Genomic DNA, 13057 nt, shown 5'->3' on the forward strand with positions numbered 1-13057 from the left:
CAAGCGCATTCGCAAACACCTGCGCAACGATTCGTGGTTCACTCCATCCATACAGGGAACGAGCCCTAAGGGCCGGATCAGGAGAAGAAAATGCGCGTCGGCTGCCCCAAGGAAATCAAGAACCACGAATACCGCGTCGGCCTCACCCCCGGCTCGGTCCGCGAATATGTCGCCCATGGCCACGAAGTGCTGGTTGAGACCGGCGCCGGGGCCGGCATCGGCGCCGATGACAACGCCTATCGCGCCGCCGGCGCCACGATTGCCAAGACGGCCGCCGAGGTGTTCGCCAGGTCGGATATGATCGTCAAGGTCAAGGAGCCGCAGCCTAGCGAATGGGCGCAGCTTCGCGAAGGCCAGATCCTGTACACCTATCTTCATCTTGCCCCGGATCCGGAGCAGACCAAGGGCCTGCTTGCGTCCGGCGTGACCGCAATCGCCTACGAGACCGTGACCGACGACCGTGGCGGCCTGCCGCTGCTGGCGCCGATGTCGGAAGTTGCCGGACGCCTGTCGATCCAGGCCGGCGCCACGGCGCTGCAGAAGGCCAATGGCGGCCGCGGCGTGCTGCTCGGCGGCGTGCCCGGCGTGCTGCCCGGCAAGGTCACCGTGCTCGGTGGCGGCGTCGTCGGCCTGCACGCTGCCAGGATGGCGGCGGGACTTGGCGCCGACGTCACCATCATCGATCGCTCGATCCCGCGTCTGCGCCAGCTCGACGACCTCTTCGCCGGCCGCGTCCATACCCGTTACTCGACTGTCGAGGCGCTCGAAGAAGAGTGTTTTTCAGCCGACATCGTCGTCGGCGCGGTGCTGATCCCGGGCGCCGCGGCACCAAAACTGGTTTCGCGCGAAATGCTGTCGGGCATGAAGAAGGGCTCGGTTCTGGTCGACGTCGCCATAGACCAGGGCGGCTGCTTCGAGACCTCGCACGCCACCACTCATGCCGAGCCGACCTATGAGGTCGATGGCGTCATCCACTACTGCGTTGCCAATATGCCCGGCGCCGTGCCGGTCACCTCGGCCCACGCGCTCAACAACGCGACGCTTCACTATGGCCTGCAGCTTGCCGACAAGGGCCTGAAGGCGCTGGTCGACGATCATCATCTGCGCAACGGCCTCAACGTCCATAAAGGCAAGATCACCAACCGGGCGGTCGCCGAGGCGCTCGGCTACGAACTGGTGGAGCCGAAAGCCGTTCTCGCCGCCTGATTTTCACGAAAACAGCTCCTTTCAGCCCGCCGGTTCCATGCCGGCGGGTTTTTTCTTGCGAGCCTGTTTTTCAGGCAAAGCATGGCGTGGAAAAATGTGACGCAACGGCACTTTGCTCATCATTGTTGCATATTTGTCATTCCCGCACCGGCCGACTCCCTGCTAGAGACATTTCTGGGTTTACTCATTGGGGTACGGGCATATGTTCATTCGCACATCCGCGAAATCTTTTCTTCTTGGTGCTGTTTCTGCCGTGGCTTTGATGTCTGCTGCTCATGCAGCTGACGTCGTGCAGCCGGTAGAAGAAGCTGCCGGCTTTAACTGGAGCGGTCTGTACGTTGGTTTTGGCGTCGGTGCCGGTGCTAACGTACACAAGCTCAGCAGCGATTTTATTCCAGTATCGCTGAATGGCATTGGTGGCGAAGGCGTCTATGGTGAGCTGACGGTTGGCTATGACTATATGGTCTCGCCCCGGTTCCTCATCGGCGGTCTGCTCGACGCTCACGTCGGCAATATCGGGACCACGCTGGACATTACGGGGTTCGACGCTTCGATCAAGGAAACCTACGGTTTCGACGCTGGTCTGCGTCTCGGCTACCTCTTGACGCCAAACACTCTGGGCTACGTGCTGGGTGGCTATTCCTGGCAGAAGTACAAGCTCGATACGGACGCTGGCTTCGGCTTCGATTGGGACCAGAGCGGATACTTCGTCGGCGGCGGCATTGAAACGGCCCTCAACAGCAATTGGACGATCAAGACCGAATATCGCTATACGAGCTTCGGCACCAAGGGAGATCTTCTTTCCGAGGCTGGCCTTATCGGAGCTCCGGATGGCCTCCTCAATCTCGATACGTCGCGGCATACTTTCCAGATCGCAGCCAATTACCGTTTCGGCGCCCAGAACGGCGGCGGCGCCGCCTTCGAGACGCCCGCTTACAACTGGACCGGCTTTTACATCGGTGGCGCCGGTGGTGCCGGTGCGTCCGTGCATCAGATCAACGTTCCGCCGCTCGGCGACCTGGAATTCAATGGTCTCGGTGGCGAAGGTGCCTTTGGTGAGCTGAACGTCGGTTACGATCATGACTTCGGCAGCTGGGTCGCAGGCGTCATGGTCGATGCACGCTACTCCGGCATGACTTCCAAGCTGGATCTCGGCGGCGGATCGATCAACGTCGATACCGACTATGGGTTCGATGTGTTGGGCCGCGTCGGCATGAAGATGAACGAATCGACCCTTGCCTATGCGCTTGCCGGCTACAGCTGGCAGCATTTCGATCTGAATGCTTCCGATCCGATCGGCGACATTCTCGACTGGGGTTCCAGCGGCTTCTCGGTCGGTGGCGGACTGGAAACAGCTTTGTCCAGCAATGTCACCGTCGGCCTCGAATATCGTTATTCGCAGTTCGCCAAGAAGGACTTTTCTTCGGAATTCGGCGCACCTGACGACACCCTTACCTCGACTTCCTCTTTCCACACTGTGCGTCTCGGCGCGAAGTACAAGTTCAACTAAAAGGCCCTCCAGCCAAACAGTTGCAGCCCGTCGGCTCCATGCCGGCGGGCTTTTTTGTTGCGCGGAATACCTCCGCGCCAGACGCATGCAACAAAAAAGCGGAGCCAAAGCCCCGCTTCCTCGATGTCGAGATTTGCCGCCGGTTCATCCGCGGTCGGCAAATCGATCGACAGTGGCTTTCTATCGCGAATATGCGACGGGAGTACGACAACTGTTTCCAGCGGCGAATCTCAGCCTCAAGCGCGCTCGATGCGGCACTGGTAGCAATTGTTGCGCGCCGAACGGACATGGACGTAGGCGATCTCGTCGCGTTCCAACAAGGTCTTGGCCCGCCCGGTGATGTCTCCGGTCGGGATCACGCCGCCGCTGCCATAGACGATGCGATCATCACTGCCATAGCCGCGCACGATGTAGTCGGGGCTTTCGAGAATCTCGGGCAGCGCCTCGCTCTCGGCAGCGCGGTCGCATGCCTCGGCATGCAGGAAGATCGGCCCTGTTTCGGCATAGGGCTGAAGCTCCGGGAATGGCCTGTATGCCAGGACAAGATAGGCTTCGCCGGCTCCTATGTTCTTCAAGCAATGCCGGCAAGGCATGCCGTCACCGTCGGAGATCTTTCGCTCGGGCGTTTGGCCATAGGCATCGACGCCACCGCGCCGCAACGCCCTGACATCTTCGGTCGGCAAAGCTTTGAACTGGATGGTCATGGAAAAATCTCCGGTGTCGTCGACCGGAAATTATGCCGTTCAACTCTCGCCGCCCACCCGATTCCTGCCAAATGTCGAAGAGCCGATCGCCCTCGGCGATCGGCTCTCATCAAGTCCCGTCAAAGGCGGCGGCTAATTAAATTCGGAGCTGCGACTCAACGGATGAAATCGTCAAAGCGGCGCAGCGTTACCCGGCGATTTTGCCAATTTTCGTTCTGCGTCTGCACCAGCAAAAACTCCTCGCCATAGCCGACTGTCTCGAGAGCATGACCCGGCACCCTAAATTCGCGCACCAATGTGCGCTTGAGCGAAACGGCCCGCTGTTCGGACAGGACCTGGTTCGACTGGAAGGAGCCGACGGCGTCGGTATGGCCCTCGATCAGCACGCGGGCACCGGGATCGCGGCGCAGGATGCGCCGCAGCGCGTCGGCAATGGTCTCGATCTTGTCGTATTGCGAGTTGGCAATAGCCGCCGAACCAAAGGCGAAGTTGATCGACTGGATGTCGATCGAGCGGGCCATGCGGCGCAAATCCGGACGCCGCTTGAATTCCCGGATGGTGACGCGCTCGTTCGGCCGCAATTTCACACGCGGCGCCGCCTCGAGCTTCCGCTCGATCGTCGCGGCCGAAGGCGTTGTCGCCTGGGCTGCGGCCAGGCTTGGCATGGCAATCGCCGCAATCAGCGCGGCGGCAAGTGTACGGCGGGTCAGCATGTCTTCGTCTCCTTCGGCCTTGGCCGCATTGATGGTGCGGGTAACATGCCAAAAGCAGCCTGAAGGGCCGATGAACGACGAGTTCAGATTCGAGCTGGTGTCAGCTCCGGCTAGGGCCGCATGACGCTGGCCGCGCGCTCGGTGAAAGGCAGCGGATGGACGATTTCCTTCTTTTGCGCCACGGGTGCGAAGCCGAGCTTCTGGTAGAGCGGCAGAGCCGCCGGATGATCGAGCGTGCAGGTCTGCACCGTCACCCGCTTCGGCCCATGCGACCATGCGGCAGCGATCGCGGAGCCCAGGAACCAGCGGCCGATGCCTTGCCCGGTCGCATGTTCCATCATGCCGAAATAGGCGAGCTCGACTTCTTCCGGCAGATGCGGCTTGAGATCGAAGAAGCCGGCCGGCGCGCCGTCGAGATAGAGCACCCTGATGTCGCGATCCTCGCGATGGATGCCGGCGGAAAGCTCGTCGTCATCCAGCCTCAGCACATTGACCCAGTGCCATTTGCGCCCCACCCGGTCCATCAGATAACGGTAGAAATGCAGCGGAATGTCCTTGGTCTTCAGCAGCGCGACCTGACGGTTATACGGCACAGGCGGCGAATGGGCCGGCGGCACATGCATCTCGAGGAACGTCACCGTGACGTCAATGTCTTCCAGCGTGCCGTTTTCCATCGTCTTCATTCCTTGCCGGTCACGACAGGCGTGTCGGAAAGCCCGCCCCACTCCGTCCAGGAGCCGTCGTAAAGCCTGTTGTTCGTATGGCCAAGCGTTTCCAGCGCCAGCGTCACCACCGCCGCGGTAATACCGGAGCCACATGACGTGACGACAGGTTTCGACAGATCGATGCCGGCCTCCTCGATCACCTTGCGCAGGCGGTCCTTCGACAGCAGCTCGCCATTTTCCGACAGCGTCGAATAGGGCAGATTGAGCGCGCCAGGCATATGGCCGGAGCGGATACCCGCGCGCGGCTCCGGCTCGGCGCCGGTGAAGCGGCCCGGCCCGCGGGCGTCGGCGATCTGGCTTGCCCTGGTGTCGACGATCCGGCGCATGTCGGCGAGGCTGGCGACGCGCCCGGCGTCGAAATCGGCATGAAACACGCTTGGCGCGATCTTGGTCGGCTCAGCCGTCACCGGCCTGCCGGCGGCTTTCCAGCCATCGAAGCCGCCATCCAGAATATAGGTCTGGAAGACGCCCATCACCCTGAACATCCACCACGCCCGGGGCGCCGAGAAGAAGCCCGGACCATCGTAGACGACGATGGTGTCATCGGCAGAGACGCCCATGGCGCCGACATACTGGGCGAAATGCTGCGGCGACGGCAAGGTATGCGGCAGGGGCGAATCCGGGTCCGAAACGGCATCCTGATCGAGAAATCGTGCGCCGGGGATGTGGGCCGACTCATATTCGCCGCGCGCATCGCGCTTCTGCGCCGGCAGATACCAGGATGCGTCGATGATCGTCAGGCCCGGCTCGCCGAGACGTTGCTGCAGCCAGTCTGCGTCGACGGTGAAGGGGCTGTCCTCGGCCATTTTGTTCTCCTGCTCGCCTTTTGGCGATCACTGTCTGTTCAGTTTGCCGGCATCGGCCCAAAGCGGATGCGGAAGCGCCTGTTTTCGCGGCCCTTCTTCTCGATCTTGCCGATGTGGATTTCGCCGACTTCGCCGGTGCTTCTCACATGGGTGCCGCCGCAGGGCTGGCTGTCCACCGAGGCGTTGTCGCCGATACAGACCAGGCGGATCTTGCCGGTGCCGACCGGCGGCCGGACGTTCTTGGATTTCACCAGGCCGGGATTGGCGGCCAGTTCCTCGTCGCTGATCAGCCTGACAAAGATCGGATGGTCGGCCCGCACCAGGTCCATCAGCCCGGCGGTGACGTCCTCCTTGGTGAAGCCGGCATCCGGAGCGTCGAAGTCGACCCGGCTGTCGTCCTCGGAAACCGAAGCACCGGTGATCGGAAATGGACAGACGACGGTGAGCAGATGGCAAGCCGCGTGCATGCGCATCAAGAGATGCCGCCGCTCCCAGTCGATGGCGAGCCCCACCTTCTCGCCGACCTGCGGAACCGCCTGCTCCGGCGCTAGCACGTGTATGATCTCGTCCTTGGTCTCACCTGTGAGGGTAGCGGCAATGGCGATGCGACTACCATCGCCGCGTTCGAGATACCCGGTATCGCCCGGTTGGCCGCCCGAAGTGGCGTAGAAGATCGTCCGCTCGAGGATGATGCCGCCGCGATCGTTGACAGCAACGACCGTTGCGTCCGCCGTCCGCAGATAGGCATCGTCGCGAAACAGGGCGTCCGTCCTGTTTGCCATCACGCGACCCTTTCGAACGGCACCGAAATTGTGCTCTTCAGCTCCATCCAGCCCGGCACCGGCAGCTGCCTCTCGCGCAGGAATTCCGGGTTGAACAGTTTTGATTGATAGCGCGTGCCGTAGTCACAAAGAATGGTCACGATGGTGTGGCCGGGGCCTAATTCCCGGGCCAGGCGGATCGCACCGGCAATGTTGATGCCGGTCGAGCCGCCGACGCAAAGGCCCTCTTCCTGGATCAGGTCGAAAACGATCGGCAACGCATCCTCATCGGGGATCTGGAATGAAAAGTCCGGCGTGAACCCTTCGAGATTGGCGGTGATGCGCCCCTGCCCGATGCCTTCGGTGATCGAGCTGCCTTCGGACTTCAGCTCGCCGCTGGTGTAGAAGGAGTAGAGCGCGGCCCCCAGCGGATCGGCGAGTGCGATCTTCACGTCCCGGCTTTTGGCCTTCAGACCGGAAGCGACGCCGGCCAGCGTGCCGCCCGAACCGACCGCCGAGACAAAGCCATCGACCTCGCCGCCGGTCTGGTTCCAGATTTCCTCCGCTGTGGTGCGGATATGGCCGTCACGGTTGGCGACATTGTCGAACTGGTTGGCCCAGATGGCGCCGTTCGGCTCGGTCCTTGCCAGTTGCTCGGCCAGCCGCCCCGACAGTTTCACGTAATTGTTGGGGTTCTTGTAGGGCACGGCAGGCACCTCGATCAGTTCGGCGCCGAGCAGTTTGATCGTGTCCTTTTTCTCCTGGCTCTGTGTGTCCGGAATGACGATGACGGTGCGATAGCCGAGCGCCTTGGCGACCAACGTCAGCCCGATGCCGGTATTGCCCGCCGTTCCCTCGACGATTACACCGCCGGGCCTCAGCAGCCCACGCTTCTCGGCATCGCGGATGATGAATAGACCCGCGCGATCCTTGACCGATTGGCCCGGATTCATGAATTCGGCCTTGCCCAGGATCTCGCAACCGGTTTGTTCCGAAGCTTTGTTGAGGCGGATCAGAGGCGTGTTGCCGATCGCGTCGATCACAGAACGGGGCATTCAGGATTCCTTGTGTAGGTGCGCCGAAACCCTAGAAACCCGAAGCTGCGGTTTCAAGGCAAGAATTTGTCTGGTCCAGTCGCATTTGCGGCACTGTTATCGCGCCAACGCTTCTCAACATCGCCTTCATGCCCCACAGTTCATTTCCGCACGGCGATGAAAAGCACCCTTTTCATTCGATTTCTTCACCGTTAGAGCAAAGCACCAACAAGTCGACAGGGCGCAGCATGACACTCTACCGGGCTAACCCGAAGCACGGCGTCGCCTGGATCACGGGCGGCTCAAGCGGCATCGGCCGTGCCCTGGCCAGGGATCTTGCTTCCCAGGGCTATGCCGTCGCGGTGACGGCGCTTGACGACGATCCGATCGACACGCTTGTCGTCGAGACCGCGCAGATGCCGGGCAGCGTCACGGCCTTTCCCTGCGATGTCACCGACGAGCCGCGCATGGCAAGAACCGTCGCCGCGATCGAGAAGGAGCTCGGTCCCATCGTGCTCGCCATCTTCAATGCAGGGAACTACATTTCGACGCCGGGGGAGAATCTTGTCGTCAACGACTTTCGCCGGTCCTTTGAGGTCAATTATTTCGGCATCATCAACGGCCTCGTGCCCGCGGTCGAACGCATGCGTGTGCGGGCGCGCGGCCATGTCGTGCTGGTCGGCTCCGTGACGTCCTATTTCGGCTGGCCGACAACTGCCGCCTATGGCGGCACCAAGGCGGCCATCAACATCCTGGCCGAGTCGCTGAAGTATGATTTCGACAAGATGAACGTGCGTATCCAGGTGTTCAATCCAGGCTTCATCGACACCCCGCTGACCGAGAAGAACATGCTGCCCATGCCGGGACTGATGCCGGTCAGCCGCGCATCGCGCCGCATGGCGCGAGGCATCAAGTCGGGCGGCTTCGAAGTCCATTTCCCGCGCCGGACAAGCTGGCCCCTGAAACTGCTCGGCCTGCTGCCGAGGCCGCTGTGCAGAGGGTTTATCAGCCTGATGACCAGTTGGAAGGCGCGGCCTCTGCACTACGACCGCAAGCCGCCGATCGAATAGGACGCCTGTGAATTGGCAGGCTCCCATTCCGGGCCGCCGTCGCCATGGTGAGACAAGTGCTGCGTGGAGTCTGCGATGGGGCGACGGATCGTGCTTGCTGTGCTGGGCCTTGTCGCCATCCTCGCACTGGCCTTCGTCCTCGGCCCACGCGTTCCCGTCGACACCACGATCCGTTTCGATCCCTCGGTCATCGGCGACGATCCGCAGGCCTATGTGGCCAAGGTGGAAGCCGCCATCCCCGGAATCCGTGACGGGCTGGAGAAGGAGATCGTCTGGGCCGATCCGTTGGTGCATGCCAGGACGCCGCTGTCGATCGTCTACATCCACGGCTTTTCCGCATCGAAGGGCGAGGTCCGCCCGCTGCCCGACGACGTGGCCGACCAGCTCGACGCCAATCTCTTCTACACCCGCCTCACCGGTCATGGACAGGACGGCGCGGCGATGACGCAAGGCAGCATCAATGCTTGGATCAACGACTATGAGGAAGCGATCGCCGTCGGCCGCGCGATCGGCGACAAGGTGATCGTTATCTGCACCTCGACCGGCGGCTCGCTGGCGGTCTGGGCGGCAACGCAGCCGGGCGCATCGGATGGGGTGGCGGCGATCGCGTTCATCTCGCCGAATTTCGGCGTCAAGGTGTCCGGCGCCGAGATCCTGACCATGCCATGGGGCAAACAGATCGCCAGGCTGGTGGCCGGCAAGGAACACAGCTTCGTGCCGCGCAACGCGCTGAATGAAAAATTCTGGACCACCCGCTATCCGATCGAGGCAACCTTGCCGATGCAGGCGCTGACCGAGCTTGCCTATGGCGCGCCGGTAGAGAAGGCGACCGTCCCTGCTTTGTTCATCTTTTCTGATTCGGACAAAGTGGTGCGGGCCGACCGCACCCGCGAGATTGCCGGGCGCTGGGGCGCGCCGCATGAACTGGTTCCGGTCGACGACACCGGCGACCCGGACAATCACGTCATTGCCGGCGACGCGCTGTCGCCATCGACCACGGCGTTTCTGGCGCAAAGGATCGCCGTCTGGATCGAAGCAGTGGTGAAGTAAGCAGACGAAAAGGGCGACGGAAGCATCGCTTCAGCCGCCCTTCCTTGGTTTGTCCCGGCAATCAGCCAGCCTGAGCTGGACTAACTACAACGCGATCTGGCTTACGCAGCCCGCGCCGCCGGACGCTTGCCGCCGAAGCGGCGCTTGTTGTTGCCCTTGAAGGCCGGCTTGGCGCCATCCGGCTTGCGCTCACCAGCGAAAGCCGGCTTGTCGCCGAAGCGCTTCTTGCCAAAGCCGTTGCCTTTGTTCTCGCCACCGGGCCGCCTGCCGTCACGACGGCCATTGCGGTCGTGGCGATCATTGGCGGGCTCGAAACGCTCGTTCTTTTCAGCCGGATTGCGCGCCGGGTCGGGGCTGCCGAGATGGTCGGCAACGATCGGCAGCTTGGTGCGGATGATGCGCTCGACCTGGCGCAGCTTGCTGTTCTCGGAAGGATCGCAAAGCGTGATCGCGATGCCGTCCATGCCGTTGCGGCCGGTGCGCCCGATGCGGTGGACGTAGCTCTCCGCTTCGTCCGGCAGGTCGAAATTCACGACATGGCTGATGCCGGGCACGTCGATGCCGCGCGCCGCGATATCGGTCGCCACCAGAATGCGCACCGAGCCATCGCGGAAATCGTTCAGCGCTTTCTGGCGGGCGTTCTGCGACTTGTTGCCGTGGATAACGGCGGCCTTGAAGCCATCGCGCTCGAGGTCCTTGGTCACCCTGTCGGCGCCATGCTTGGTGCGCGAAAAGATGATGACGGATTTCATCGCCTCGTCGGCGAGCATCGTCGACAGCACCTGGCGCTTCTGCTTGGTGCGGGCAAAGACGACGCCCTGCACGATCTCGGCAGCCGCCGTGCTTTGCGGCGCGACTTCGACGCGGATCGGGTTCTTCAGCAGGCCCTTGGCCAACTCGGCGATTTCATTGGGCATGGTCGCCGAGAACAGCACCGTCTGACGGTCGGGCGCGGTCGCCTTGGCGATGCGCTTGACGTCGTTGATGAAGCCCATATCGAGCATGCGGTCGCCTTCGTCCAGTACCAGCCATTTGGTGTCGGCAAGCACGAGATCGCCCTCACGCACCAGGTCGGTCAACCGGCCGGGCGTTGCGATCAGGATGTCGACGCCGGGAGCAACCTTCTTCACCTGGCTGAAGCGCGAGACGCCGCCGAGCACGAGCGCGGTCGAGACATGCGCGCCCTTGGCGAGGATCTTGATGGTGTCCTCGATCTGCACCGCGAGTTCGCGCGTCGGCGCCAGAATCAGTGCACGTGCCGTCTTCGGCCGGCGCTTGGTGCCGAGTGCGATGATCTTCGACAGGATCGGCAGCGCGAAGGCCGCGGTCTTGCCCGAGCCGGTCTGGGCGATGCCGAAAATGTCACGGCCTTCCATCTGCGGCGGGATCGCCTGCGCCTGGATTGGCTTCGGCTCGGCGAAGCCAGCGTTGTGGGTGGCCTTGAGCAGCGCGCCCGTAATACCCAGTGCCGCGAAACCGGTGAGGTCCGCAGTGTTGCTACCGGGCAAAGTGTTTTCGTTGGTCAAAATAATCTTCTTTCACGCGGCTTCTGGCCGCAAACATCGATGGCGGCAGGGCGCAACCTGCCGTCGAACAAATTGTCATGGAACGACAAGGCGGGCGGACGGTAACGTCCACTCGGCTGCGCTGTCGTGCCCGCAGGCATCATGCCACGGGGCTTTTTCGCCGCTTTGTGATGTACCGGAAAGAGGGGCCGGCATACCGGAAAGAGGGAAAACAGACGCAACCAGTCTCATTTGTCGAGAAGGCCGGAATCTCCCGGCCCAAGCGCCTATGTCGCCGCATATGGCCCAGTTCGTCGCTAAATGCAAGGGGCGTCATGCTGCGGTGCAACAAAACCACGACGCAAGCGGCGCTTGCGCTCGCCTGCCGGCACGATTACCACGAAATGCCGCTGGCCTGGGAGGTAATCGATGAAAGACGTGCTGAAGGAACTCGAGCGCCGCCGCGACATCGCCCGAATGGGTGGCGGACAGGCTCGCATCGACGCCCAGCACAAGAAGGGCAAGCTCACCGCGCGCGAACGCATCGAGGTGTTTCTCGACGAGGGCTCGTTCGAGGAATTCGACATGTATGTCGAGCACCGCTCGACCGATTTCGGCATGGAGAAGACCAAGATCGCCGGCGACGGCGTCGTCACCGGCTGGGGCACCGTCAACGGCCGCCCGGTCTACCTCTTCGCCAAGGATTTTACCGTGTTCGGCGGCTCGCTGTCGGAAGCGCATGCCGAGAAGGTCATCAAGGTGCAGGAGATGGCGCTGCGCAACCGCGCGCCGATCATCGGCCTCTACGATGCAGGCGGCGCGCGCATCCAGGAAGGCGTCGCCGCACTCGGCGGCTACGCCGAGATATTTCAGCGCAACGTGCTGGCCTCCGGCGTCATTCCGCAGATCTCGGTGATCATGGGCCCATGCGCCGGCGGCGACGTCTATTCGCCTGCCATGACCGACTTCATCTTCATGGTGCGCGACACATCCTACATGTTCGTCACCGGGCCGGATGTGGTGAAGACCGTGACCAACGAGACGGTGACCGCCGAGAGCCTCGGTGGCGCCTCCGTCCACACGACCAAATCCTCGATCGCCGACGGCGCCTATGACAATGACGTCGAGGCACTGCTGCAGATGCGCCGGCTGGTCGACCTGCTGCCGGCCTCCAACACATCGGAGCTTCCCGAGATCGAATGCTACCAGTCGGTGACCGACCATGATTTGTCGCTCGACCGGCTGATCCCCGACAACGCCAACAAGCCTTACGACATCAAGGAGCTGATCCTGAAGGTCGCCGATGAAGGCGACTTCTTCGAGATCCAGCAGAATTTCGCGAAAAACATCGTCACCGGCTTCGGGCGCGTCGAGGGCCGCACGGTCGGTTTCGTCGCCAACCAGCCAATGGTATTGGCCGGCGTGCTCGATTCCGATGCCAGCCGCAAGGCGGCGCGTTTTGTGCGCTTCTGCGATTGTTTTTCGATCCCGATCGTCACCTTCGTCGATGTCCCCGGCTTCCTGCCTGGCACGGCGCAAGAATATGGCGGGCTGATCAAGCATGGCGCGAAACTCCTGTTCGCCTATGCCGAGGCCACCGTTCCGAAGATCACCGTCATCACCAGAAAAGCCTATGGCGGCGCCTATGACGTGATGGCCTCAAAACACCTACGCGGCGACATGAACTATGCCTGGCCGACGGCGCAGATCGCGGTGATGGGCGCCAGGGGCGCGGTCGAGATCATTTACCGCAAGGACATCGGTGACGCAGAAAAGATCGCAGCGCATACAAAGGCTTACGAGGATCGCTTCCTGTCGCCCTTCGTAGCCGCCGAACGCGGTTATGTCGACGAGGTGATCATGCCGCACTCAACCCGCCGCCGCATAGCGCGAGCGCTGCGCATGCTGCGCAACAAGGATATGCAGAACCCCTGGAAGAAGCACGACAATATACCGTTGTGAGGCTTCGGCAG

12 protein-coding genes are annotated in these 13057 nt (G+C 62.2%); 5 read left to right on the forward strand and 7 right to left on the reverse strand.

Annotation, left to right across the window (positions count from 1 at the left end; translation table 11 throughout):
• Window positions 1-90 precede the first annotated feature (90 nt).
• Window positions 91-1206, forward strand: a complete 1116-nt coding sequence (gene ald, locus EOA16_RS22000; protein ID WP_023812057.1) for an alanine dehydrogenase — start codon at window positions 91-93, stop codon at window positions 1204-1206.
• Between the two features lie 202 nt (window positions 1207-1408).
• Window positions 1409-2716, forward strand: a complete 1308-nt coding sequence (locus EOA16_RS22005) for an outer membrane beta-barrel protein (RefSeq protein ID WP_127260152.1) — start codon at window positions 1409-1411, stop codon at window positions 2714-2716.
• A 236-nt stretch (window positions 2717-2952) separates the two neighbouring features.
• Here EOA16_RS22005 and EOA16_RS22010 read toward each other — a convergent pair whose 3' ends face one another.
• The 6 genes from EOA16_RS22010 to EOA16_RS22035 all read right to left on the reverse strand — a co-directional run bounded on the left by EOA16_RS22010 (window position 2953) and on the right by EOA16_RS22035 (window position 7480).
• A complete protein-coding gene (locus EOA16_RS22010) occupies window positions 2953-3420 on the reverse strand; it encodes a DUF1203 domain-containing protein (protein WP_127260153.1) in 468 nt (155 codons plus the stop codon).
• Window positions 3421-3575: 155 nt separating this feature from the next.
• Window positions 3576-4133: an OmpA family protein gene (locus tag EOA16_RS22015; RefSeq protein ID WP_127260154.1), complete on the reverse strand. Its 558-nt coding sequence runs from the start codon at window positions 4131-4133 to the stop codon at window positions 3576-3578.
• A 110-nt stretch (window positions 4134-4243) separates the two neighbouring features.
• On the reverse strand, window positions 4244-4807 hold the full coding sequence (locus EOA16_RS22020; protein WP_127260155.1) for a GNAT family N-acetyltransferase: 564 nt from the start codon (window positions 4805-4807) through the stop codon (window positions 4244-4246).
• A gap of 5 nt (window positions 4808-4812) precedes the next feature.
• Window positions 4813-5664, reverse strand: a complete 852-nt coding sequence (gene sseA / locus EOA16_RS22025) for a 3-mercaptopyruvate sulfurtransferase (RefSeq protein ID WP_127260156.1) — start codon at window positions 5662-5664, stop codon at window positions 4813-4815.
• 38 nt (window positions 5665-5702) lie between these two features.
• Window positions 5703-6446: an alanyl-tRNA editing protein gene (locus EOA16_RS22030; RefSeq protein ID WP_127260157.1), complete on the reverse strand. Its 744-nt coding sequence runs from the start codon at window positions 6444-6446 to the stop codon at window positions 5703-5705.
• The gene (locus EOA16_RS22035) at window positions 6446-7480 is read right to left on the reverse strand and encodes a cysteine synthase A (RefSeq protein ID WP_127260158.1); all 1035 of its coding nucleotides are present in this window, start codon (window positions 7478-7480) and stop codon (window positions 6446-6448) included. The genes EOA16_RS22030 and EOA16_RS22035 overlap by 1 nt, the downstream gene beginning before the upstream one ends.
• A gap of 227 nt (window positions 7481-7707) precedes the next feature.
• On the opposite strand from EOA16_RS22035, the gene EOA16_RS22040 reads away from it, so the two are divergent.
• Both EOA16_RS22040 and EOA16_RS22045 read left to right on the forward strand, forming a co-directional pair.
• Window positions 7708-8529: an SDR family oxidoreductase gene (locus tag EOA16_RS22040; protein WP_023812065.1), complete on the forward strand. Its 822-nt coding sequence runs from the start codon at window positions 7708-7710 to the stop codon at window positions 8527-8529.
• A gap of 75 nt (window positions 8530-8604) precedes the next feature.
• Window positions 8605-9579 (forward strand): alpha/beta fold hydrolase, encoded by a 975-nt coding sequence (locus tag EOA16_RS22045; RefSeq protein WP_127260159.1) that lies wholly within the window; start codon window positions 8605-8607, stop codon window positions 9577-9579.
• 101 nt (window positions 9580-9680) lie between these two features.
• Here EOA16_RS22045 and EOA16_RS22050 read toward each other — a convergent pair whose 3' ends face one another.
• Window positions 9681-11105, reverse strand: a complete 1425-nt coding sequence (locus EOA16_RS22050) for a DEAD/DEAH box helicase (RefSeq protein WP_127260160.1) — start codon at window positions 11103-11105, stop codon at window positions 9681-9683.
• Between the two features lie 408 nt (window positions 11106-11513).
• On the opposite strand from EOA16_RS22050, the gene EOA16_RS22055 reads away from it, so the two are divergent.
• Entirely contained in the window at window positions 11514-13046 is a 1533-nt protein-coding gene (locus EOA16_RS22055; protein WP_127260161.1) for an acyl-CoA carboxylase subunit beta, read from the forward strand.
• Window positions 13047-13057 lie beyond the last annotated feature (11 nt).

The organism is Mesorhizobium sp. M7A.F.Ca.US.008.03.1.1, from assembly GCF_003997495.1.
In the GTDB taxonomy this organism is placed as follows: domain Bacteria; phylum Pseudomonadota; class Alphaproteobacteria; order Rhizobiales; family Rhizobiaceae; genus Mesorhizobium.